Consider the following 23,528-nt stretch of genomic DNA (forward strand, 5'->3'; position numbering starts at 1 on the left):
AAGGCAGTGAAACAGCTTTCTAGGCAAGATCTTCGTGATAAATCAATCAATGCTTTGACAGTGATTGACTAGGCAAATAATATTTTCATCCATGGAACAAGCAGGCAAGACAAAGGATCTGCATCAGGACTATGACCTGATGGACAGCGTGGGCTGGCTGATGCGCTCGACGCTTGCCGTCATGCGCCAGGAGATAGAGCGGCGTATGGAGCCCTTCGGGCTGACCAACGCGCAATGGCATCCCATTCTCAAACTTTATACCGGGCAAGCGGATACGGTGGCGGAACTGGCGCGTGGCTGTATGCAGGATGCGGGCGGTATGACGCGGCTGCTGGATCGCCTGGAGGCCAAGGGACTGTGCCGCCGCAAGCGGTGCCAGACCGACCGGCGGGTCGTGCGTATCGAGCTGACGCCCCAGGGGCTGGCAGTGGCCAGCCGGATACCGGCGGTATTGCGTGATGTCCATGACTTGGGCCTGCAGGATTTTTCTGCAACGGAAGTCGATCAGCTCAAATCCTATCTGCGGCGCATGCAACAAACGCTGCAGGACAAAACAGGCCAGGCTTGAATGATTTTCCCGGCGTATGCAACCCGGCGCGCAGCTGCCGTCCGCCTGGCGGCTTGCGTGCGGCATCGCGCGGCGCCGGCAGCCGGGCAGGCCGTGCGATGCCACGCCTACGCCTGGCCCATGCATTGCTGCATGGGAATGACGGGGCCTTAGGGCTGGAATTTTTTCACCCCGGCAAGCGCCGGGTTTTTTCATTGTTCAGCGAAAATTTGCCATGAGTGACGACAATCACACGCAAAAGAGTGACGTAAACAGCAGCAGCAAGCCGCAGCTGGATCCCGCGGCAGTGAAGCACCGCCGCAAAGTGCTGCTGAGCGTGACGCTGGTCGTCGTGCTGGCGGCCCTTGCCTTCGGCGTCTATGAGTGGCTGCTGGGCGGCCGCTATGAAACCACGGACAACGCCTATGTGCAGGGCAATGTCATCCAGATCACACCGCGGGTGGAAGGGACGGTAGAGGCCATTTATGCCGACGACACGGACTTCGTGAAGGCGGGTCAGGTATTGGTACGCCTGGACCCGGCAGACGCGCACATCCGCCTGGAACAGGCCGAGGCGCAACTGGCGCAGGCTGTGCGTCAGGCGCGCACGCTGTACGCGGACAACGAAACCCTGAATGCGCAAATAGCCTTGCGCCAGGCCGAGGTGGTCAAGGCGCGCAGCGATCTGGCGCGTGCCGAGGACGACCGCAAGCGCCGTACGACGCTGGCCAGCAACGGGGCTGTGTCGCGCGAAGAGCTGCGCCATGCCGAAGCCAGTTCGGCGGCAGCGCGCAGCACGCTGGCCGCTGCCGAGGCGGCGCTGGCCGCTGCCAGGGAGCAACTGACCAGCAACCAGGCGCTGACTGACGGGACAGACGTGATCCACCATCCGGCCGTGCAGTCGGCGGCAGCGGCGGTGCGTGAAGCCTATCTGGCCAACGAGCGCATGGCCGTCCTGGCGCCGACCGACGGCTACGTGGCGCGCCGCAATGTCCAGTTGGGCCAGCGCGTGTCGGCCGGTTCCAACCTGATGACCATCGTGCCGCTGCGCGAGGTCTGGGTGGAAGCCAATTTCAAGGAAAACCAGCTGCGCGACCTGCGCCTGGGCCAGGAAGCGACGCTGACGGCCGACCTGTATGGCACCAAGGTGCGCTATACCGGCAAGGTGACCGGCCTGGGTGTGGGGACGGGCGCTGCCTTTGCCCTGCTGCCTGCGCAGAATGCCACGGGCAACTGGATCAAGGTGGTGCAGCGTGTGCCGGTGCGTATTGAATTGACGGGCGATGAACTGGCCGAGCATCCGTTGCGTGTTGGCCTGTCCATGGATGTGAAGGTCAGGATCAGCGACAAGAGCGGCAATATGCTGGCAGCCACGCCGCGTACCGAGGCGTTCGCGCAAACGGATGTCTTCCGCCAGCAGGAAGAAGGGGCTGAAGCGGATGTCACGCGCATCATTGCAGCCAACCTGGGTGTGCCGGATCGGGCCATCAAACTCGGCATGACGTCGCCGGCGACGGGCGTGAACTGATCATGGCGGCAGCGATGCAGCCTTTGCCGCCGCTGGAAGGACGGGCGCGGATGATGGGGACGCTGGCCTTGTCGGCCGCCGTCTTCATGAACGTGCTCGATACCTCTATCGCCAACGTTTCCCTGCCCGCGATCGCCGGCGACCTCGGTGTCAGCGCGACGCAGGGCACGTGGGTCATTACCAGCTTCGCGGTGGCTAACGCCATTTCCGTGCCGCTTACGGGCTGGCTGTCACTGCGCTTTGGCCAGGTGCGCCTGTTCGTGTTGAGCGTGGCCCTGTTCGTCCTGTCGTCCTGGCTGTGCGGCCTGGCGCCCAATATGCCCTTGCTCATCGCCTTCCGGGTGTTGCAAGGCTTTGTGGCCGGCCCGATGATTCCGCTGTCACAGGCTTTGCTGTTGTCGAGCTATCCCAAGGCGCTCGCTGGACTGGCCATGGCGGCCTGGTCCATGACCACGTTGGTGGCGCCGGTGACCGGGCCCCTGCTGGGGGGATGGATCACGGACAACATGAGCTGGCCGTGGATCTTCTATATCAACGTACCGGTGGGCATCCTGTCGGTATTTGTGACCTGGCGCATCTTCCGGGATCGCGAGACCATGCGGCGCTCCCTGCCCATCGACAGCATCGGGCTGGCCCTGCTGGTGCTCTGGGTCGGCGCCATGCAGATCATGCTGGATATCGGTAAGGAACATGACTGGTTCCAGTCGCCGCTGGTGGTAGGCTGCGCGGTGGTGGCGGTCGTGGGCTTTGTGTTCTTCCTGGCCTGGGAACTGACGGAGCGCCATCCGGTCGTGGATCTCGCGTTGTTCCGCATTCGTAGCTTCTGGACCGGCACGCTGGCGATTTCCATCGGCTATGGCCTGTTCTTCGGCAACGTGGTGCTGCTGCCCTTGTGGCTGCAACAGTACATGGGCTACACCGCCACGCAGTCCGGCATGGCGATGGCGCCGGTGGGCCTGCTGGCCCTGGTGTGTTCGCCTTTCGTTGGCAAAAGCATTGCAAAGGTGGACCCGCGCAAATATGCGACGTTCTCCTTCCTGGTGTTTGCGCTGGTGCTGTTCATGCGGGCGCGTTTCAATACGCAGGTGGATTTCGATACCATCATGATCCCGACGTTGATCCAGGGGATAGGGCTGGCCTTCTTCTTCATTCCGCTGATGACGCTGACGCTCTCGAGCATCGCGCCAGAACGCATGCCGGCGGCATCCGGGCTGTCCAATTTCGTGCGCATCACGGCAGGGGCGGTAGGCACGTCGGTTTCCACGACGTTCTGGGAACGGCGGGCCAGCCTGCACCACGCGCAACTGACCGAGCATATGCTGCCCGGCAGCGAAGCGCTGCAGCATGCCCTGGATACCTACCAGGCGGCCGGAATGTCGATGCAGCAGGCGTTGGCCCAGGTGGAAAAACTGTTGAACCAGCAGGCGTTCATGCTCGCAGCGGATGACATCTTCTATGTGTCCGCCATCATTTTCATGATGCTGATTCCGTTGGTCTGGATCGCCAAGCGTCCCAGCCGTGGCGGCGCGGGCGGCGAGGCGGCAGGCGCGCACTGAGTACGAACAGCGCAACAAACAGCGCAACAAACGGCGCGTGCCAGCCCAGGCCGGGCGCGCCGACATGAAAAACGCCTCCGGACGATCAACGTCCGGAGGCGTTTTTTTCATGTCCCGACCGACGCCGTGGCGCTGGCCGGGAGAACGGCTTCAGGCCGCGGCGAGCTCGGTGGCAGCTGTGGGCAGTTGCTCCAGGCTGGCGACGGTTTCCAGTGCAGCACGTGCCGCTTCGGCGCCCTTCTGCGAGAAGTGGCGGAAGAAGTAGTCCTGGTGCTGGTCGTGTTCGTGGAAATGGTGCGGCGTGAGCACGACGGAGAAGACCGGAACGTCATTGTCCAGTTGCACGCGCATCAGGCCGTCGATGACAGCCGAGGCAACGAAATCGTGGCGGTAGATGCCGCCATCGACCACGAAGGCCGTGGCAACGATGCCGTCATAGCGGCCGCTGCGGGCCAGGCGCTGCGCATGCAGCGGAATTTCAAAGGCGCCTGGCACGGTGTAAATGTCGACGAGGTCGGCAGCGTAGCCGTGCCTGGCCAGTTCGTCGAGAAAGCCTTCGCGAGCCTGGCCGACGATTTCCGCGTGCCAGCCTGCCTGGATGACGGCATAACGAGGTGTGCGGGTGGGGAGAGGGGTATTGCGAGAAACGGACTGATTCATGGTATTCCCATTGAAGACTGAGTTCCAGAATCAGGGCAGACAACACGAAAACCGACCCCCTGCGGCCAGCGGCCGTGGGTGGAGGATTTGCGCGCTTTCTTTCATCCGGACTATGACCGTCGGCTCCGGCATCGAACCGGATCTGCTGACCCCGGCAACAAGGCTGCCGGGCGCTCGCGGGCTCGCGTGTCTATTGGCACGCCTACCGCCGGTGGGGAGTTTCACCCCGCCCTGAAAACGCTTGCCCTGGCTGGCTGCAGTTGCAGTTCGACAGGACATGGTCAGTATAACGCCGTCTCTTATGAGATGGCGTTGGAACGATATGCCTGACGGCTCACAGCTCGTAGGGGCCTCCGCGCTCGCGTGCGCGCAGGTAGGCGGGACGGGCCTGGATGCGCGCCAGCCAGCCGAGCAGGCGCGGGTGCTTTTCGGGGGTCAGCCATTCCCGGGCGGCGGCGGCTTCCAGTGGGAAGCTCAGCTGGATATCGGCAGCGGTGAAGGCATCGCCGGCAAACCAGTCGCGGCTGGCGAGTTCGCTTTCCATGAAGTCGAGCTGGCGTCCGAGATTGGGCTGGACGAAGGCCGATTCGACGCTGTCGGCGATGCGTTCGGCAATGGGGCGTGCGAAGAAGGGCATGTCAGCCTTGCGTACCCGGCGGAAAATGAATTGCACCAGCAGCGGCGGCATCATCGAGCCTTCGGCGAAGTGCAGCCAGTAGGTCCAGCGCAGCGCTTCCGGCGTGCCGGCTGCGGGACGCAGGCTGGCATTGCCGCCGTGCCGGTCGACCAGGTATTCGATGATGGCGCCGGATTCCGCCACCACGTTGTCGCCGTCGGTGATGACCGGCGCCTTGCCCAGCGGGTGCACTGCCAGCAGGGCGGCCGGCGCCAGGTGCGTGTCTGCATCGCGGGCGTAATGCTGGATCTGGTATTCCAGTCCGAGCTCTTCAAGCAGCCAGATGATGCGTTGCGAGCGTGAGTGTTCGAGGTGATGCAGGGTAATCATGCGTAATCCGCTTCAATGATGGAGGTGATTGTTTTCGGGTAACCGGGGGCCCAGCACTTGCTGCCAGAGCCGTTCGGCCACGGCGCGTTCGCTGGCCATCTGACCGGCAGGCAGCCTGGCTTTTTCATCGCCGCGCATTCTCAGGTTGTGTTGTATGCGGCGCATGATGCGATAGGCGTCGCCGGACTGGCGTGCCAGGTCCTGTGGTATCAGCCCGAGTTCACCGGCGATGCGCAACAGCGCGATGTTACCCAGGTTGTCCAGCAGCGCCGGATGTTGGCAGGCGTGGCGCAGGACCAGGTATTGGGTGATGAATTCGATATCCACCATGCCGCCCCGGTCGTGCTTGATATCGAACAGCATGCTGGGGTTGGGGTGGCCGTCACTGATGCGCTGGCGCATGGCGCGGACTTCTTCGGCCAGCAACAGCGGGTCCCTGGGGCGCAGCAGGATTTCCCGCCTCAGGGCTTCGAAGCGCTCTCCCAGGCAGGCGTCGCCAGCGGCAAAACGCGCCCTTGTCAGGGCCTGATGTTCCCAGAGCCAGGCGTGATCGCGCTGGTAACGCGCGAAGGCATCGTAGGACACGGCCAGCAAGCCGGCGTCGCCATCGGGGCGCAGCCGCAGGTCCACGTCATAGAGCCTGCCCGATGAAGTCATGGTGGTCAGCCAGGAGGTCATGCGCCGGCCCAGGCGGGCATACAGCTCGGCAGCATTGTCGTCCGGGTCTTCGTAGATGAAGACCAGATCCAGGTCGGAGGTATAGCCCAGTTCCTTGCCGCCCAGCTTGCCGTAGGCGATGACGGCGAAGCGCGGTTGGGGCAGCACGTTGTTGCGCTTGACCATGGGCCAGATGCGGTGAATGGTTTCTTCGAGCAGAGCGTCGGCCAGGCTGGACAGCTGATCGGCCAGCGCTTCGACGCTTAGGGTGCCTTCCAGGTCCTGCGTCAGCAGCTGGAAACTGGCCTGGCGCTGGGTGTCGCGCATCAGGTTCATCTGTCGCTCGACATCGGGCGAGCCGTCGGGCAGTTGGCAGGCATCCAGTTCGCTGCGCAGTTGTTGCGCCAGCTGGCGCACGTCCAGGGGCTCGGCCAACGTGTTCCAGTCGATCAGGCCGTCCAGCAGCAGGGGATGCTGGGTGAGGTATTGGGCGGCCCAGGGGCTGGCGCCTACGATGCGGGCCACGCGCGTCAGAATGTCGGGGTACTCTGCCAGCAGGGCCAGATAGGCGCTGCGCTGGGATATCTGTTCGATCAGGTCGAGCAGGCGCACGGCAGCGTCGTGCGGGGCTTCTGTGCGCGCCGCGGTTTCCAGCACGGCAGGCAGCAGTCGCTCCACCCGTTCACGGCTGAGCGAGGGCAGGCTGCGCATGCGATGGCCGCCCAGCATGGCGCGTATCCTTTGCAGCAGGCCATCCGCCTGGTCCGTGAAATGCTGGCGCGCCAGGGCTTCCAGTTTTTCCTGCACGTCCGGGCTGTCTTCCTGGCTGCCGGTGTCGCTGCCGGGCGCTACGGCGCGGCCGATGCCGGTCAGATGAAAGACATCCTGGAAGATGCGCGAGACATTGGCGCGGTGCTGCGCCAGGCAGGCGCTGAATTCCGCTTCCTTCATGCCCATGGCATGCGCCAGTTGGGCCAGGCGTTCCGGGCCGGCGGGCAGCAAATGGGTCTGCTCATCGGCGCGGTATTGCAGCATGTGCTCGGTGCGGCGCAGGAAACGGTAGGCCTGTGCCAGTTGCGCGCCTTCCTCGGCAGGCATGACGCCCGCGTCCTGTTCGGCCTGAAGCGCCAGCAGCAGATTGCGTTCCTGCAGCGTGGGCTGCCGGCCGCCGCGCATCAGTTGGGCCAGTTGCACCACGAATTCGATTTCCCGGATGCCACCTTCACCCAGCTTGATGTTGTGGATCGCTTCGACGCCATTGCGTGCATGTGCACGGCGGTTCCAATCATTGCTGATGCGTTCCCGCAGCGCGCGCAGCGCGGCGATGGCATCGAAATCGAAGTATTTGCGGTAGACGAAAGGCACGCGCAGGCTTTCCATCTGCCGCCACTGTTCGTCGAGCTGGCTGTCCGGAAAGGCGCGGGCCGGTAGTGCGCGCGCCTTCAGCCAGGCATAGCGTTCCCATTCCCGGCCCTGGCGCAGCAGATAGTGTTCCAGCGCGTCCAGGCTCCAGGCCAAGGGGCCGCCGTCACCGTCGGGGCGCAGGCGCAGGTCGGTGCGGAAAACATAGCCGTTGATATCGTTATCGGCCAGGATGGGCATCATGCGCTGCGTCAGGCGGCCATAGAACTCGTGGTGGCTGAGGCGCCGGGCACCGTCCGTTTCACCTTCCTCGCCATACAGCATGATCAGGTCGATATCGGACGAGACATTCAGTTCCTCACCGCCCAGCTTGCCCATGCCGACGATGATCATTTCCTGCGGAGCGCCGCTGGCAGGGTCGCGTGGCGTGCCATATACACGCGTCAGTTCCGCCATCGTGGTGCGATAGGCCGTGGCCACGGCCAGTTCGGCCAGCGCCGTCATGCTCCGGGTGACTTCTTCCAGTGTCGCCATGCCGCCGATATCTCGCACCATGAGCGTGCAGAAGATGCGTTCGCGCAGCTGGCGCAGGACGCGTCTGGCGGCGTCGGGATCCAGTCCCTCATTCGTCGCCAGGGCAGCCGTAGCCGCCAGGGCCTGGAACTGTTGCTGTATGACCCCGGCATCCACCGGCGCAAGTGCCAGCGCTTCTATCGTGTCCTGCAGCCCTGGCCGGGCCTGGAGGCGGCGGGCCAGGTACTCCGACCAGGCCAGTGCGGCCTGCAGGGCGGCGCGAGGGGAGGGCTGGGTGTCTGGGCCGGTTTCCGGTGGCGAGGGCAGGGAAGCGGCGGTAGGGGAGAAATCGCTCATGACAGGGGCTCGAAGGCAGTGGCTGCGCGGTGGAAATGCCCGCCAGCGTCCAGGCCGGGAACGCAAGCGGTTTCTGAGGTCTAATATAACTATTGCACTGACGAATCAATCATCAAGCGAAGCGCTGATTGCATTTTGGTCGATGGGCTGGCGTCCCGGAGGGACAGCCCGGACATCGGCTGGACGCATGCTGCGCGGGCTGCGATGCTTCGCTTGAAGCAGAATACAACAAGAGGGACCATGCGCGAGGAAGCACTGCATTGCGCCGGTTAAGGAAATTCCTGCACATACTGTTCTGGCTGCTGCTGTCGCTGTATCTGGCGGCCGCAGGCTCGCTGCTGGTCGTTCGCTATGCGGTGCTGCCCCAGGTGGACAGGTTCCGCCCGGCGATAGAGCGCGTCGCGTCGCAGGCGTTGGGCGCCAAGGTGGAAATCAGCCGGGTGGGCGCGGATTGGCGCGGCCTCAACGCCAGGCTGGCTTTGTCCGGGGTGCGCATACAGGGGGACGATGGCGAGGTGCTCAGCGTACCGGAAGCACAGGCGGTCATGTCCTGGCGCAGCCTGTTGCAATGGGAACCGCTGTTCCTGTACCTGGAGGTGCGCGGCCTGGATCTGTCGGTGCGGCGGGATGCCCAGGGCAACATCCACCTGGCCGGCCCGCAGGGGCAAACGGCTTCGGATGACCCGCAAGCCAGTGAACGCGTGTTGCGCTGGCTGGGCAAGCAGCGCGAATGGGTTGTGCGCGATGCCGTATTACGCTGGCGCGATGAGCGCCACGATCCGCAAGCGCCGGAATTGCTGCTGAGTTCGGTGCAGGCACGTTTCATCAACCGTTTTGCCCACCATGCCTTCGGATTGTCGGCAGCGTTGCCGGCAGGGGCGGATACAGCGGCTGGCAGCCTGACACTGCGCGGCGAATTCGACCGGCGCTGGTTCGAAGTGCTTTCCCGTCAGCCGAACTGGGATGCGCGCCTGTATGCCGGTTTCACCGGCGTGGACCTGGCGCGTTGGGCGGCCTGGCTGCCGGCCCGGCAGGCAGGTCTGGAGCAGGGGCAGGTATCCGGCCAGGCCTGGGCATTGGTGCAGGACGGCGTGTTGGAGCATGTGGTACTGGATTTGCATGCGCGCGGTCTTGCCTGGCGGACGCAGGCAGCCGCCCTGCAGGCGGCTGCCGTCGACGTGTATGCCGATGGTTCGCCTGCCGCCTTGTGGCAGGTGCCGCCTCCGGCGGCGCAGGCAGACAGTCAGCAGCAGGCTGGCGCGGCCTTACCAGCCTGGCTTGCGCCTGCGCGGGAGGGCCAGCGGGTCTATGCCGATGTTGCGTTGCGGGATGCGGCGTTCTGGTGGCCCGCAGAGTTCGGCGAACGCCGCCTGCCCTTGCGGCAGGCGTCTGCCGTCGCGGAACTGCGCGGGGCGGATGCAGAGGGTTGGTCGGCCGCTGTGCGGCGGCTGTCTCTGGAAAATGAGGACCTGGCCCTGGCGTTGCAGGGGCAATGGCAGCAGAAGGCAGGCAGCGAGGCCGGGTGGCTGGATGTCCAGGGCACCATTGCGCGCCTGTCTTTGCCTGCCCTGCACGCCTATTTCCCTCTGGTGGTGCCGGAAGAGACCCGGCACTGGCTGGCGACGGCGCTCAAGGCCGGAGAGCTGCGGCAGTCAGACCTGGAATTGCGCGGCAACCTGGATGATTTTCCGTTCGAGGACGCGGCCAGCGAGGGGACGCGTTTTTCCCTCAAAGGGGATTTCGATGGCCTGACGCTGGATTACGCCCCGGCACATGGCAGGTACAAGGGCTGGCCGCTGGTGCAGTCCGCCAAGGGCCGCATGGATCTCCTGCAGAATGTTCTGGCGCTGGAACTGGAATCCGGTACCGTGATCACGGGGCCGGCCAATCGGCTGGCGCTGAACCGGGCTGCCGCAAGTATCACGGATCTCTACCGTCAGGCTGCGCACCTCAAGGTTGATGCCGGGCTGGCTGGCGAGGCGCGCCATTACCTGGCGCTGATGCAGCATTCGGATCTTGGCGAGATCCTGGCGCATACCGTGTTGCCCCAGATCGCTGCGACTGGCAATTGGGGCATGGCGCTCAAGCTGGATATTCCCTTGATGCACAGTGTGGACAGCCAGGTCAGCGGTTCCGTGGCCTTGCAGGGCGGGCAAGTAGAAATCAAGCCGGAAATCCCCGTGTTCTCGGCGCTGAGTGGTTGGCTGGATTTTGATAACGACGGTATCTCTGCACGTGATATCCGCGGCCGTTTCCTGGGCGGTGCCTTCAGCCTGGGCGGCAAATTGACGCGCAAGGATATCGACGCGGCCCTGAACATGGAGGGCGCGCTGGCGGCCGACAGCCTGCAGCGCTGGTTGCCGCCGGCAGCGGCTGCGCGTTTTGGTGGGGAAATTCCCTACCAGGCCAGACTAGGCATGGATGCTGGCGACCGCTTGTGGTTGCAGGTCGACAGCAGCCTGCAGGGAACGACGCTGGACTTTCCTGCTCCGCTGGGAAAAGCGGCGCAGGCGCGCCGCTCCGTTACCCTGAATTGGGGGCCGGGAGAAGCGGCAGGCAGCGAAGTGCTGGCGGCGCGTATTGGCGGTATCGGTGCCCTGCGGCTGGAGCACGATGCGGCCCGCCGCGATGCCTATTTCTGGCGTGGCGCGCTGGTCGATGGTGCGGTGGCCCTGGCGCTGCCGGTATCGGGGCTGGCGGTAGACCTGCATATGCCGGAGTTCGACTGGGCTGCCTGGGATCAGGTTTTCACGGATTTCGACGATGGCCAGGCGAGCGGACGGCCATTGCTGCCGGGGCTGGCCAGCGTGAAGCTGGCGGCAGAGCGGGTGCACGCGTTTGCCGCGCAGTGGAACCAGGTTCGCCTGCAGGCCGAGCGCCAGGCACGTGGCGGCTGGCGTATTGCCGTGCAGGGAGACGAACTGGACGGTACGCTGGATTGGCGCAGCCAGCCTGAGGCGCAGCATCCTGTGCTGCTGGCTGAATTCGGCCGCCTGGCATGGCCCCAGGCTGTCGGGCAGGCCAGCCAGTCGCCGACGCAGGAAGCACCTGATTGGAATATTTCGTCGGCCTTCCGCCTGCCGGACCTGGATTTGAAAATCAATGAGTTGTCATGGCGCGGCAAGGCGCTGGGCAAACTGCAGGCGCGCGGGAAAAATCGCAACATGCGCGGCGACTGGGGGCTGGACAGTCTGGTGCTGGGGCAGCCGGGAGCAGTGCTGAGCGCCACCGGCAACTGGCAGGTCGAAGGGCCGGGTCGGGGGCTGGCGCTCAACCTCAATACTGCCGTCAGCGACCTGGGAAAGTGGCTGGATGTCTGGGGCTTGGACGATGCCGTACGCGCTGGCCGTGGCAAGGCGACGGCCAGCTTGCGCTGGCTGGATTTCCCCTGGCGCCAGGATGGTCGCAGCCTCAGCGGCACGGTAGCGCTGGATCTTGAACAGGGGCGGTTTGTGCACATGCGTTCGCGCAGCGCCAGAGTGCTGGAAATTCTGTCGCTGCAATCGCTGTCGCGGGTGTTGAGCCTGGATGCCCGCCCCGCCGAGGCGTTCAAGGATGGCTTTCCTTTTGACAGCATCGTGGGAACGGTGCAGCTGGCCGGACCCGAGATGGATATCAAGACCCTGACGGTGGATGGCCCGGCGGCTCAGGTCGTGCTGCAGGGCGGCACTGACCTGGTTCAGCAACGCTGGAACCTGCAGGCGACGGTGACGCCTCACCTGGATGTTAGCGGGGCCTCGGTGGCGGCCGGCTTTGTGGTGAACCCGGTGGTAGGGGTAGGGGCGTTCGTGGCGCAATGGTTGCTGAAAGACCCGCTGGCCCGAGCCATGCGGCTGGAGTACGAAGTCACCGGCAGTTGGGACGACCCCAGCATCGAGGCGCTGGAAAAGGAAAAGCCCGAACGCGCCAGCAGCCCGTCCGCAGAGCTGCACTATGCCGAGACCGGCAACTGATCCCTGAAAACAGCCCGATGAAAACAGCCAGCCTCGGCGATTGTCGTCGGGGCTGGCTGTGAATCCCGCCTGCCAGGCTGCGCGGAGGCAGCCTGGCCGGTGGAAAGGGTGCAGGCATGAGGCCTGCACTGCGCTTATTTCTTCATCATGTCGAAGAATTCGGCGTTGTTCTTGGTCTTGCGCATCTTGTCGAGAATGAACTCCATGGCCTGCACGTCGTCCATTTCGTGGATGAACTTGCGCAGCACCCAGATTTTCTGCAGCAGGTCCGGCTTGATGAGCAGTTCCTCGCGGCGCGTACCCGACTTGTTCAGGTTCATGGCCGGGTAAATGCGTTTCTCTGCCAGGCGGCGCTCCAGGTGGACTTCGCAGTTGCCGGTACCCTTGAATTCTTCGTAGATCACTTCATCCATGCGGCTGCCGGTTTCGATCAGTGCGGTGCCGATGATGGTCAATGAGCCGCCTTCTTCCAGATTGCGGGCTGCACCGAAGAAGCGCTTGGGGCGTTGCAGGGCGTTGGCGTCCACGCCGCCGGTCAGCACCTTGCCGGAGGACGGCACCACGGTGTTGTAGGCACGTGCCAGACGCGTGATGGAGTCCAGCACGATGACCACATCGCGTTTCATCTCAACCAGGCGCTTGGCTTTCTCGATCACCATTTCCGCGACCTGAACGTGGCGTGTGGCAGGCTCGTCAAACGTGGAAGCCACGACTTCGCCGCGCACGGTGCGCTGCATTTCGGTCACTTCCTCGGGGCGCTCATCGACCAGCAGGACGATCATGTAGGCGTCGGGGTAGTTGGTCGTGATGGCATGGGCAATGTGCTGCATCATCACGGTCTTGCCCGACTTCGGGCTGGCGACGACCAGGGCGCGCTGGCCCTTGCCGATGGGCGCGAAGATGTCGAGGATACGGCCCGTCAGGTTCTCTTCGCTCTTGATGTCGCGTTCCAGGCGCATCGGAGAATCCGGGTGCAGCGGCGTCAGGTTCTCGAACATGATGCGGTGCTTGAGCACTTCGGGCGGCTGATCGTTGACACGATCGACCTTCACCAGTGCGAAATAGCGTTCGCCATCCTTGGGCACGCGGACTTCGCCTTCGATGGAGTCGCCGGTATGCAGGTTGAAGCGCCGGATCTGGGACGGGGAAATATAGATGTCGTCGGGGCTGGCCAGATAGGAGGTATCGGGCGAACGCAGGAAGCCGAAACCGTCAGGCAGCACTTCGAGCACGCCATCGCCAAAAATCTGCTCGCCTTGCTTGGCACGGCGCTTCATGATGGCGAACATCAGCTCTTGTTTGCGGAGCCGGTTGGCGTTGTCGATGTCCAGGCTCGCGGCCATTTCCAGCAGCTGCGAGACGTGCAGCGCCTTCAGTTCATTCAGGTGCATGAGCGGAGAAAAGAGGGGATGGAAAGAAAGGACTTGTTCGTAAGGAGATGCTGGCCGGCGATAGAAGACGCCGAGCGCGTCGGAGCAGGCGCGAAGCCTGCTCCGTGATGGCGGATTACAGCGAGCTTTCCAGGAAAGCCGTCAGCTGGGCCTTCGAGACGGCGCCAACCTTGGTGGCGGCGACTTGACCATCCTTGAACAGCATCAGGGTCGGGATGCCACGGATGCCATACTTGGCAGCGCTTTCGGGGTTATCGTCCACGTTCAGCTTGGCGATCGTGAGACGGCCGGCAAAGTCGCGGGCAACATCCTCGAGGATGGGGGCGATCATTTTGCACGGGCCACACCAGGCTGCCCAGTAATCGACCAGGACGGGTTGGGAGGACTTGAGGACGTCAGCGTCGAAGCTGGCGTCGCTGATGTGCTTGATGGCTTCACTCATGATGGATTCTCGTGGCGGGAAAGACTAGGCGGGGCGCCTGGTCGTTTAGGTTTCCCATGAATAGGTGATACTGATAGCAGTGAGCATAACACTGTATCGGGGCTTCTGGCAGCCGGTGGTGGGCTGGAAAGGCGCGCCGGGTGTTGCTCACGGGGGAACAAGCAAGAAGTTTGGCACGTAAAAGAGCGCAAGGCGCCGACTTTCCTTAAAATGTCTGTTTTTTTCCACAGTAGTTGGAGCAATTGCGTGGCGACACCGCGATATAACGAAGCATCCATCCGCGTCCTGAAAGGACTGGAGCCGGTACGGCAGCGCCCGGGCATGTACACACGCACCGAGAACCCGCTGCATATCATCCAGGAAGTCATCGACAACGCGGCCGACGAAGCGCTGGCAGGTTTCGGCAAGCAGATCCAGGTCACGTTGCACCTGGACGGCAGCGTCACCGTCGAAGACGACGGGCGCGGCATTCCGGTCGGCATGCACCCCGAGGAGCACGCGCCAGTGGTAGAACTGGTGTTCACGCGCTTGCACGCCGGCGGTAAATTCGACAAGCAGGACGGCGGCGCATATGCCTTTTCCGGCGGCCTGCACGGCGTGGGCGTGTCGGTCAGCAATGCGCTTTCCACCCGGCTGGAAGTGACAGTCTGGCGTGACGGCAGCGTGCATCGCATCGCTTTTGCCGGCGGGGATCTGGTGGAGCCGTTGGCCCCCTGCCCGGAGGCTGGCCGCAAGAAATCCGGCACGCGAGTGCGGCTCTGGCCGGATGCCAGTTATTTCGACAGTGCCACCATTCCGCTCAATGAACTGACGCACCTGCTGCGCAGCAAAGCTGTCCTGCTGCCAGGCGTGAAGGTTGTGCTCAAGGTGGAAAAAACCGGCGCCGCCACAACCTGGCGCTATGAGAACGGTCTGCACGATTATCTGGCCGAAGCGCTGGACGGTGCGGAATTGCTGGTGCCCTTTTTCGAGGGCGGGCAACATGCCGGCGCCGATGACGAACATCATTCCCAGGGCGAGGGCGCCGATTGGGTGGTGGCCTGGACGACTGAAGGTCAGGTGGCGCGTGAGTCCTATGTCAATCTGATCCCCACGCCTGCCGGCGGCACCCATGAGGCCGGCTTGCGCGACGGCCTGTTCCAGGCCGTCAAATCGTTTGTCGAACTGCACGGCCTGCTGCCCAAGGGCATCAAACTGCTGCCCGAGGATGTCTTTGCGCGCACCAGTTTCGTGCTCTCGGCCAAGGTACTGGACCCGCAGTTCCAGGGCCAGATCAAGGAGCGCCTGAATAGCCGCGACGCGGTCCGGCTGGTGTCTGGCTTCGTCAAGGGCACCCTGGACCTATGGCTCAACTCCAACGTGGAATACGGCCGCAAGCTGGCAGAGCTGGCCATCCGCCAGGCCCAGGCGCGGGTTCGTTCCGCGCAGAAAGTGGAAAAGCGCAAGAGTTCCGGCGTGGCTGTGCTGCCCGGCAAGCTGACCGATTGCGAATCCAGCGACGTTTCGCGTACCGAAGTGTTCCTGGTTGAGGGCGACTCGGCCGGCGGCTCGGCCAAGATGGGCCGGGACAAATCCTTCCAGGCCGTGCTGCCCTTGCGCGGCAAGGTGCTCAATGCCTGGGAGGTGGAGCGCGACCGTCTGTTCGCCAATAACGAAATTCACGATATTTCCGTGGCCATCGGGGTCGATCCCCATGGCCCGGAGGATGATCCCGACCTGTCCGGCTTGCGCTACGGGCGTATCTGCATCCTGTCGGATGCCGACGTCGACGGTTCGCATATCCAGGTGCTGTTGCTGACGCTGTTCCTCAAGCATTTTCCCCGGCTGGTAGAGGCCGGGCATATCCACGTGGCCAGGCCTCCGCTGTTCCGGGTGGACGTGCCGGCGCAGGGCAAGCGCCCGGCGCGCAAGATCTACTGCCTGGACCAAGGTGAACTGGATGGCCTGCTGGAAAAACTGCGCAAGGAAGGCGTGCGCGAGGATAGCTGGCGCATCAGCCGTTTCAAGGGCCTGGGAGAAATGAGCCCTGAACACCTGTGGGAAACCACGATGAATCCGGATACCCGGCGCCTGCAGCGCGTGGCCTATGGCCCGCTGGGCCGCGATGATACCAGCCGCATGTTCGACATGCTGATGGGCAAAGGGGAAGCGGCCCAGCGCCGCAGCTGGATCGAAGACAAGGGCAACCTGGCCGAGCTGGACATATGACTGACGATTTCAACCAAAATTTTGATCCGCAGGACGCCAACCAGGATCCGGATGGCGACCTGACGCTGGGGCTGTACGCCGAACAGGCCTATCTGGATTACGCCGTTTCCGTGGTGCGCGGCCGCGCCTTGCCCGAAGTGGGCGATGGCCAGAAGCCGGTGCAGCGCCGCATCCTGTATGCGATGCACGCCATGGGCCTGCATTCCGGCGCCAAGCCGGTGAAATCGGCCCGCGTCGTCGGCGACGTGCTGGGCAAATACCATCCGCACGGGGATCAGGCCGCGTATGACGCACTGGTGCGAATGGCGCAGGATTTCACCTTGCGCTATCCGCTGATCGACGGCCAGGGCAACTTCGGCTCGCGCGATGGCGACAATGCCGCCGCCATGCGTTACACCGAGGCCCGCCTGACGCCTTTCGCGCGGCTGTTGCTCGACGAGCTCGACGAAGGCACGGTCAATTTCGGACCCAACTATGATGGTTCCTACCAGGAGCCGCTGATGCTGCCAGCGCGGCTGCCCGTCATGCTGCTCAATGGCGCATCCGGTATCGCGGTGGGCATGGCGACCGAGATCCCGTCGCACAATCTGGGCGAAGTTGCGCGTGCCAGCGTGGCGCTGCTGAAGAAGCCTAGCCTGCCCGATGACGACCTGTACGCGATGGTACCCGGGCCGGATTTCGCCGGCGGCGGCCAGATCATCACGGCACCCGACGATATCGCGCAGATTTATCGTACTGGCCGAGGTTCGATCAAGGCGCGGGCGCGCTGGCACTATGAGGAAATGGCCCGTGGCCAGTGGCAGCTGGTCGTGACCGAATTGCCGCCCGGCACGTCTGGCCAGAAGGTGCTTGAGGAAATCGAGGACCTGACCAATCCCAAGCCCAAGGCCGGCAAGAAAGCACTCAGCGCCGAGCAGCAGCAGACCAAGGCCTTGATGCTGAACCTGCTGGATACGGTGCGCGATGAGTCAGGCAAGGATGCCCCGGTGCGTCTGGTCTTTGCGCCGAAATCCTCGCGGGTGGACCGCGACGAATTCGCTACTGCTTTGCTGGCGCGTACCAGCATGGAAGGCAATGTTGCCATCAATCTGGTGTGCATCGGCCTGGACGGCCGTCCGCGCCAGCGCTCGCTGCGCGAAATCCTGACGGAATGGCTGGCTTTCAGGCGTGATACCGTGGTCAGGCGTACTGCCTTCCGGCGCGACAAGGTGGCCGACCGCATTCATGTGCTGGAAGGGCGCATGGTGGTTTACCTGGACGTCGATGCTGTTATCGAGACCATTCGGGAATCCGATGCACCGCGCGAGGCGTTGATGGCGCGCTTCTCGCTGAGCGAGCGCCAGGCGGATGACATCCTGGAAATGCGCTTGCGCCAGCTGGCGCGGCTGGAAGGGTTCAAGATCGAACAGGAACTGGCCGATAAGCGCCAGGAACTGGAAAAGCTGCAAGCCCTGCTGGACGACGAAACTACGCTCAAGCGGGCCATGGTCAAGGAAATCGAGGCCGACGCCAAGCTGTATGGCGATGAGCGTCGCACCCTGATCGAACCGGCTGAGCGCGCCGTCATGGAAGCCAAAGTGCTGGATGAACCGGTCACGGTGATCGTATCGCAACAAGGCTGGCTGCGATCGCGCCAGGGCCATGGCCACGACGCCACCCAGTTCGGCTTTAAATCGGGCGATGCGCTGTATGGCGCTTTCGAATGCCGCACTACCGACACGCTGATCGCGTTGAGTGACACTGGACGGGCCTATACCATTGCCGTGGCGGGCCTGCCGTCGGCACGTGGCGACGGCGCGCCGGTCACGAGCATGATAGAACTGGAGCCCCGCAGCCGCATCATCCATATGTTCGCAGGTGCGCCTGACAGCCGCTGGGTGCTGTCCAGCGCAAGCGGCTATGGTTTCCAGATCAAGCTGGCGGATGCCACCAGCCGCCAGCGCGCCGGCAAGCAATACGTCACGATCGAAAAGGGCGACAGCCTGCTGGCGCCGGTACCGTGCGCGCCGGAAGCCCGTTATCTTGCGCTGTTGTCCGAACAGGAACGGCTGCTGGTCATTGATATCAATGAGGTGAAGAAGCTCACCGCCGGCGGGCGGGGCACCATACTCATGGGCCTGGACGCCAAGGACAGCATTGCCCAGATCGTGGCGGCCGGCGAGGGCGGGGTGCGCTTGTCAGGCATCTATCGCAAGAAGGAAGTAGAAGATGTCCTGGCCGGGGAAAGCCTGCTGGCCTATCTTGGCAAGCGTGCCCGCAAGGGCCGCCAGCTGGATGTCCGGCCGCGTCAGCCGCGCCTGTGGGCGGTTGATGACGAGGACGGGCTGGCATAACGGTGTTGGCAGGCCTGTGTGGCGTGTGGCGAGGGCTGGGTACCGCGCCAGCAGGCAGCTGATCGTCCGGGCGGCCAGGGCTTGCCTTCTGCCGGGGCCTGTCTTCTGATCCAGGCCGGGCATTTCCGTGACATGAATGGCACTGCCCGGACGCGCCTGGTCACAGGTCTGGCCGCGGACTGGATGCATGACGGGAAAGGGCCTGCTCGTGCGCGCGCACGGCTTCGTTCGCGGGTTCGATGCTGGGCGCCGTCAGCCAGCGCATGGTGGTGGTTTCGCCCATCAGGTAGGCCTGGTTCACCTCGGCAACCTCCCTCAGGTAGTCCCACAGGACTCTCACCCGGGTGACTTGACGGTGCTCCGCCGGAGTCACCAGCCAGAAATTCCGTGTGATGCGGGCTTTGCCCGGCAGCACCGGAATGAGGTCTGTAGCGTCCGCTGCCAGAAAGCAGGGCAGGACAGCCAGCGCCTTGCCCTGGCGGGCCGCATGCAGTTGGGCGATCACATTGGTGCTGCGCAGCGGCACGCGTGATTGCGGTGCGATCTGCGCCAGATAGCTCAATTCCGCACTGAATACCAGATCATCCACATAGCCGGTCAGGCGATGGGAAGCCAGGTCGCGCAGGTTGCGTATGGGCGGGTGCGTGGCCAGGTAGCGCGAGGTAGCGTAGAGCTGCAGCCGATAGTCGGACAACTTGCATGCCACATAGGCGCCTGCCGCGGGGCGCTCAATGGTCACGGCGAGGTCGGCTTCGCGCTTGGAGAGGTTGACGAAGCGGGGGACCGCCAGCAGGTCGACCACGATGTCGCGATGGCGGTCGCAGAAGTGGGCCAGGTGCGGCGCCAGAAAGGCGCAGCCCAGGCCCTCGGTGGCGCCGAGCCGGACCTGGCCGCTGATCGCCTGGGCATCGTTGCGGATATCAGATTCCATTGCACCCAGGGTCGCTTCGATTTTCTCGATGTGATTCAACAGGCGTGTGCCCTCGGGCGTCAGGGCGTGGCCTTGCGTCGTGCGGCTGAACAGCAGCGAACCAATTTCATTTTCCAGGCGGCGCAGGCGCCGGGTAATGGTGGAGTGGTCCATGTCCAGCAGTTGTGCGGCATCCAGGGCCGTGTGGGCGCGGGCGACGGCCAGGAAGATGCGCAGGTTATCCCAGTTGAGGCGTGCTGGATTCATGATTTATTGTGCGTTGCCGCATATCCTCGTTGTGCATTAATGCAAAGTGGTGCTGCATATATTAGCTAACTCGCGTCGGAAACGCATCGCTATACTCGATTCACAAAAAACAGGAATCCGGTACGCCGGCTATCCGAATGACAACCCGAGGAGACAAACATGGCAGCTTATTCCAAGCGTTGGGCGGCGCTCGCCCTGACGGTAGCGGCAAGCGGTGCGGCACAGGCTCAGATTTCGGACAATGTGGTCAAGATCGGTGTGTTGACCGATATGGCCGGGCCGTATTCCGGCATGGGCGGCGCCGGTTCAGTGGTTGCCGCGCAAATGGCGGTGGAGGATTGCCTCAAGGCCGATTGCAAGGGCATGAATATCGAAGTGCTGTCGGCAGACAACCAGAACAAGGCAGACATCGCCTCGGCCAAGGCGCGCGAATGGATGGACCGCGATCATGTCGATGCCTTTGTCGACCTGACCAATTCGGCGGGCGCGCTGGCGATCCAGAAATTGATACGCGAAAAAGGCGGCATTGCAATGTACAGCGGGCCGGCAACGGCGCTGTTGACCAATGACGAATGCGCGCCCAATGGCTTTCACTGGATGTTCGATACCTATTCCCAGGCTGCCGGTGCTGCCGCCGCCCTGACGCGGGAGGGGCGCAAGAAATGGTACTTCCTGACGGTGGATTACGCATTCGGCCACTCTCTTGAGAAAGAAGCCGGCGACATGGTGAAGGCCAATGGCGGCACCGTGGTCGGGGCGATCCGGCACCCGCTCAACAATAACGACTTTTCTTCATTCCTTCTGCAGGCCCAGGCTTCAGGCGCGGATGTGATCGGTCTGGCCAATGGCGCCCAGGACACGATCAATGCCATCAAGACGGCCCAGGAATTCGGCATCGGCAGCGGTTCGCCCAGCATTGCGGCCTTGCTGATCTTTCTGTCCGATGTCCATGCGATGGGCCTGGATGCGGCACAGGGCCTGATTTTTGCCGATGGCTTCTATTGGGATATGGATGATCGGGCGCGGGAGTTTTCGGCGCGCTTCGAGCAGCGCTACCGGGGTAACAAACCGACCATGGTGCAGGCGGGGGTGTACTCCAGCACGCTGCATTATCTGAAGTCTGTGGCCGCTGCGGGGACCGATGACTACAAGGTCGTGATGGAAAAAATGCGCGAGCTGCCGATTGACGATGCCGTGATGCGCAATGCATCCATCCGTCCGGACGGACGCGTCATTCACGATATGTACCTGTACCAGATCAAGACCCCGGCAGAGTCCAAGGGCCCCTGGGACTACTACAACCTGCTCGCCACCATTCCGGCTGACCTGGCCTTCAAGCCGCTGTCCGCCTCCACTTGTCCCCTGGTCCAGTAAGCACCACCTGGCCTGAACCTTCACACGGAGTATCACCATGAGTTCGCCGCAAACGGCCGTGCCGTGCATTCCGCATTTCATTGATGGCAAGCCTTATCAGTCACGCAGTACGCAGTGGCTTGATGTCACCAATCCCGCCACTCAGGAAGTGGTGGCGCAAGTACCGCTGGCGACACCCGAAGAGGTCGAGCTGGCAGTGGCCAGTGCTGTCCGCGCATTCCAGAGTTGGCGCAATACCTCGCTTGGAGCGCGGATGCGGGTGATGTTGCGATTGCAGCAACTGATCCGCGAACATACTGCACAGCTGGCCGAGCTGATCACGCGTGAGCATGGCAAGACGCTCCCTGACGCCGAGGGCGAGGTGGCGCGCGGGCTGGAAGTGGTCGAGCATGCCTGCGCCATCACGACCCTCCAATTGGGGGAAATCGCCGAGAACGCGGCGACCGGCGTAGATGTCTATAGCCTGTTGCAGCCGCTGGGTGTCGGGGCCGGAATCACGGCATTCAACTTTCCGGTGATGCTGCCGTGCTTCATGTTTCCGATGGCCATCGCGTGCGGCAACACCTTTATTCTCAAGCCATCCGAGCAGGTACCCAGTTCGACCATGCTGCTGGTGGAATTGGCTCATCAGGCGGGCGTGCCGCCGGGAGTGCTCAATGTGATACATGGCGGGGCCGATGTGGCCAACAGCCTGTGTGATCACCCGGATATCCGTGCTTTGTCGTTCATTGGTTCGACGGCGGTGGGCACCCATATCTATCGTCGCGCTACCGAGGCGGGCAAGCGAGTGCAGTCCATGATGGGGGCCAAGAATCATTGCATTGTCATGCCCGATGCGCACAAGGACCAGGCCATCAACAATTTGCTGGGTTCTGCCTTCGGGGCGGCGGGCCAGCGCTGCATGGCCAACTCGGTGGCGGTTCTGGTCGGCCAGGCGCGCGATTGGGTGCCGGAGATCGTGGCGCGATCCCGCGCGCTGCGTGCCGGGCCAGGTACCGACCGTGCCGCGGACCTGGGGCCTTTGGTCAGTCCCCGGGCGCGTGCGCGTGTCGAGCGTCTGATCCAGTCAGGTGTCGAGCAGGGGGCGCAACTCGAACTGGACGGCCGCGGCTACCAGGTGTCTGGCTACGAGCGCGGCAATTTTGTCGGTCCCAGTGTGTTTTCCGGGGTACGGCCGGGCATGGAAATCTATGACCAGGAAATTTTCGGACCGGTGCTGTTGCTGGCCGGGACGGATTCCCTGGATGAGGCGATTGCCTTCATCAATGCCAATCCCAATGGCAACGGCACTTCCATCTTCACCAGCAGCGGCTGGGCAGCCCGCAAGTTCCAGAATGAAATCGACGTCGGCCAGGTGGGTATCAACGTACCGATTCCCGTACCCGTCGCCTATTTCAGTTTTACCGGTTCGCGGGCGTCCAAGCTGGGTGATCTGGGCCCCAACGGCAAGCAGGCGATCAGCTTCTGGACACAGACCAAGACCGTGACGGCACGCTGGTTCCAGCCGGATGCTGAAGGCGGCAGCGTCAATACGACGATCGCCATGAAGTGATCGCACAGGAGGAGACAACATGAGGATCGCATTCATCGGACTGGGCAATATGGGCTTGCCCATGGCCGTGAACCTGCTGGCGGCAGGCCACCAGGTGCTTGGCTACGATTTGGCCGAGGCAGCCCTGGAGGCCTTCGCGGCGGCAGGGGGCCAGCGTGCAGCTTCGGCCAGGCAGGCCTTGGAGGGGGCGCAAGCCGTCATCACAATGCTGCCGGCCTCGCGCCATGTCGAAGCGCTGTATCTGGGAGATGAAGGCGTGCTGGCTGCGGTTCCCGCCGGCACGCTGCTGGTGGATTGCTCCACCATTGCGCCGGCCGTGGCGCGCAAGGTTGCTGCGGCAGCGGCCGAATCCGGGCATTTCATGCTGGATGCGCCGGTGTCAGGGGGAACCGGCGGCGCCAAGGCGGGGACCTTGACGTTCATGGTGGGCGGGGAGACGGCAACGTTCGAGCGGGGCAGGCCGCTGCTGGAAGCCATGGGCAAGAATATTTTCCATGCCGGAGATTGCGGTAGCGGCCAGACCGTCAAGGTGTGCAACAACATGCTGCTGGGCATCCTCATGGCGGGTACCAGCGAAGCATTGCGGCTGGGCATCGCCAATGGGATGGACCCCAATGTGCTGTCGGATGTCATGCTGCGCAGTTCGGGGCGCAACTGGACGCTGGAGGTTTACAACCCTTGTCCTGGTGTGATGGCGCAGGCTCCCGCGTCCCATGGCTATGCGGATGGCTTTGGCGTGGACCTGATGTTGAAGGATCTTGGCCTGGCCCAGGAAAGCGCATTGGCGACCGGTACGCCGACACCGCTCGGCGCGCTGGTGCGCAATCTGTACGATCTGCACAGCAAGGCCGGGCATGGCCGGCTGGATTTTTCCAGTATCTATAACCTGCTTGCATCCCAGGCTTGACACAA

General features: G+C 63.4%; 15 protein-coding genes and 1 riboswitch. Of the genes, 9 read left to right on the plus strand and 6 right to left on the minus strand.

The annotated features are described in order from the left end of the window. Positions 1–91: 91 nt before the first annotated feature. The 3 genes from EV679_RS12190 to EV679_RS12200 all read left to right on the plus strand — a co-directional run bounded on the left by EV679_RS12190 (position 92) and on the right by EV679_RS12200 (position 3,631). Entirely contained in the window at positions 92–568 is a 477-nt protein-coding gene (locus EV679_RS12190) for a MarR family winged helix-turn-helix transcriptional regulator (RefSeq protein WP_127774607.1), read from the plus strand. Positions 569–782: 214 nt separating this feature from the next. Then, positions 783–2,075 carry an HlyD/EmrA/EmrK family protein gene (locus EV679_RS12195; RefSeq protein WP_068370586.1) on the plus strand — a complete coding sequence of 431 codons (1,293 nt, stop codon included), beginning with the start codon at positions 783–785 and terminating at the stop codon, positions 2,073–2,075. 2 nt (positions 2,076–2,077) lie between these two features. Next, a complete protein-coding gene (locus EV679_RS12200; protein WP_068370588.1) occupies positions 2,078–3,631 on the plus strand; it encodes a DHA2 family efflux MFS transporter permease subunit in 1,554 nt (517 codons plus the stop codon). 150 nt (positions 3,632–3,781) lie between these two features. Here EV679_RS12200 and EV679_RS12205 read toward each other — a convergent pair whose 3' ends face one another. From EV679_RS12205 to glnE, 3 genes are all read right to left on the minus strand, one after another. Further along, positions 3,782–4,291, minus strand: coding sequence for a 6,7-dimethyl-8-ribityllumazine synthase (locus EV679_RS12205; RefSeq protein WP_068370590.1), 510 nt, complete (start codon positions 4,289–4,291; stop codon positions 3,782–3,784). Positions 4,292–4,380: 89 nt separating this feature from the next. After that, a riboswitch (FMN riboswitch) is annotated at positions 4,381–4,534 on the minus strand. Positions 4,535–4,625: 91 nt separating this feature from the next. Then, complete coding sequence (locus tag EV679_RS12210; protein ID WP_068370591.1) at positions 4,626–5,297, minus strand: glutathione S-transferase; 672 nt, start codon at positions 5,295–5,297, stop codon at positions 4,626–4,628. A 12-nt stretch (positions 5,298–5,309) separates the two neighbouring features. Then, entirely contained in the window at positions 5,310–8,186 is a 2,877-nt protein-coding gene (gene glnE, locus EV679_RS12215; protein ID WP_130487369.1) for a bifunctional [glutamate--ammonia ligase]-adenylyl-L-tyrosine phosphorylase/[glutamate--ammonia-ligase] adenylyltransferase, read from the minus strand. 260 nt (positions 8,187–8,446) lie between these two features. Between glnE and EV679_RS12220 the strand changes: the two genes are divergently transcribed. Beyond that, positions 8,447–12,139: a YhdP family protein gene (locus EV679_RS12220; protein ID WP_130487370.1), complete on the plus strand. Its 3,693-nt coding sequence runs from the start codon at positions 8,447–8,449 to the stop codon at positions 12,137–12,139. Positions 12,140–12,273: 134 nt separating this feature from the next. Here the strand turns inward: EV679_RS12220 and rho are convergent, their stop codons facing one another. Continuing rightward, positions 12,274–13,530 (minus strand): transcription termination factor Rho, encoded by a 1,257-nt coding sequence (gene rho / locus EV679_RS12225; RefSeq protein WP_068370594.1) that lies wholly within the window; start codon positions 13,528–13,530, stop codon positions 12,274–12,276. Between the two features lie 115 nt (positions 13,531–13,645). Beyond that, complete coding sequence (trxA, locus tag EV679_RS12230; RefSeq protein ID WP_068370596.1) at positions 13,646–13,972, minus strand: thioredoxin TrxA; 327 nt, start codon at positions 13,970–13,972, stop codon at positions 13,646–13,648. Positions 13,973–14,182: 210 nt separating this feature from the next. On the opposite strand from trxA, the gene parE reads away from it, so the two are divergent. Beyond that, positions 14,183–16,180, plus strand: a complete 1,998-nt coding sequence (gene parE, locus EV679_RS12235) for a DNA topoisomerase IV subunit B (protein ID WP_439649292.1) — start codon at positions 14,183–14,185, stop codon at positions 16,178–16,180. After that, positions 16,177–18,513: a DNA topoisomerase IV subunit A gene (parC, locus tag EV679_RS12240; protein WP_130487372.1), complete on the plus strand. Its 2,337-nt coding sequence runs from the start codon at positions 16,177–16,179 to the stop codon at positions 18,511–18,513. The genes parE and parC overlap by 4 nt, the downstream gene beginning before the upstream one ends. Before the next feature lie 160 nt (positions 18,514–18,673). Here the strand turns inward: parC and EV679_RS12245 are convergent, their stop codons facing one another. Then, positions 18,674–19,690: a LysR family transcriptional regulator gene (locus EV679_RS12245; RefSeq protein WP_068370600.1), complete on the minus strand. Its 1,017-nt coding sequence runs from the start codon at positions 19,688–19,690 to the stop codon at positions 18,674–18,676. Between the two features lie 159 nt (positions 19,691–19,849). Between EV679_RS12245 and EV679_RS12250 the strand changes: the two genes are divergently transcribed. The 3 genes from EV679_RS12250 to mmsB are packed head-to-tail and all read left to right on the plus strand — an operon-like array spanning position 19,850 to position 23,523. After that, complete coding sequence (locus EV679_RS12250) at positions 19,850–21,064, plus strand: ABC transporter substrate-binding protein (RefSeq protein WP_068370602.1); 1,215 nt, start codon at positions 19,850–19,852, stop codon at positions 21,062–21,064. Between the two features lie 37 nt (positions 21,065–21,101). Beyond that, entirely contained in the window at positions 21,102–22,616 is a 1,515-nt protein-coding gene (locus EV679_RS12255) for a CoA-acylating methylmalonate-semialdehyde dehydrogenase (RefSeq protein ID WP_068370604.1), read from the plus strand. Between the two features lie 19 nt (positions 22,617–22,635). Next, positions 22,636–23,523, plus strand: coding sequence for a 3-hydroxyisobutyrate dehydrogenase (gene mmsB, locus EV679_RS12260; RefSeq protein ID WP_130487373.1), 888 nt, complete (start codon positions 22,636–22,638; stop codon positions 23,521–23,523). The last annotated feature ends 5 nt before the right edge of the window (positions 23,524–23,528 follow it).

Origin of the sequence: Kerstersia gyiorum, assembly GCF_004216755.1 — a bacterium.
Lineage (GTDB): Bacteria > Pseudomonadota > Gammaproteobacteria > Burkholderiales > Burkholderiaceae_B > Kerstersia > Kerstersia gyiorum.

Bases quoted from the DNA above. Each gene is read 5' to 3' on its own strand.
- rho (WP_068370594.1), bottom strand. From the start codon at position 13,530: ATGCACCTGAATGAACTGAAGGCGCTGCACGTCTCGCAGCTGCTGGAA.
- EV679_RS12195 (WP_068370586.1), top strand. From the start codon at position 783: ATGAGTGACGACAATCACACGCAAAAGAGTGACGTAAACAGCAGCAGC.
- EV679_RS12245 (WP_068370600.1), bottom strand. From the start codon at position 19,690: ATGAATCCAGCACGCCTCAACTGGGATAACCTGCGCATCTTCCTGGCC.
- trxA (WP_068370596.1), bottom strand. From the start codon at position 13,972: ATGAGTGAAGCCATCAAGCACATCAGCGACGCCAGCTTCGACGCTGAC.
- glnE (WP_130487369.1), bottom strand. From the start codon at position 8,186: ATGAGCGATTTCTCCCCTACCGCCGCTTCCCTGCCCTCGCCACCGGAA.
- EV679_RS12250 (WP_068370602.1), top strand. From the start codon at position 19,850: ATGGCAGCTTATTCCAAGCGTTGGGCGGCGCTCGCCCTGACGGTAGCG.
- EV679_RS12190 (WP_127774607.1), top strand. From the start codon at position 92: ATGGAACAAGCAGGCAAGACAAAGGATCTGCATCAGGACTATGACCTG.
- EV679_RS12210 (WP_068370591.1), bottom strand. From the start codon at position 5,297: ATGATTACCCTGCATCACCTCGAACACTCACGCTCGCAACGCATCATC.
- EV679_RS12255 (WP_068370604.1), top strand. From the start codon at position 21,102: ATGAGTTCGCCGCAAACGGCCGTGCCGTGCATTCCGCATTTCATTGAT.
- EV679_RS12200 (WP_068370588.1), top strand. From the start codon at position 2,078: ATGGCGGCAGCGATGCAGCCTTTGCCGCCGCTGGAAGGACGGGCGCGG.
- parE (WP_439649292.1), top strand. From the start codon at position 14,183: ATGTCTGTTTTTTTCCACAGTAGTTGGAGCAATTGCGTGGCGACACCG.
- mmsB (WP_130487373.1), top strand. From the start codon at position 22,636: ATGAGGATCGCATTCATCGGACTGGGCAATATGGGCTTGCCCATGGCC.
- parC (WP_130487372.1), top strand. From the start codon at position 16,177: ATGACTGACGATTTCAACCAAAATTTTGATCCGCAGGACGCCAACCAG.
- EV679_RS12205 (WP_068370590.1), bottom strand. From the start codon at position 4,291: ATGAATCAGTCCGTTTCTCGCAATACCCCTCTCCCCACCCGCACACCT.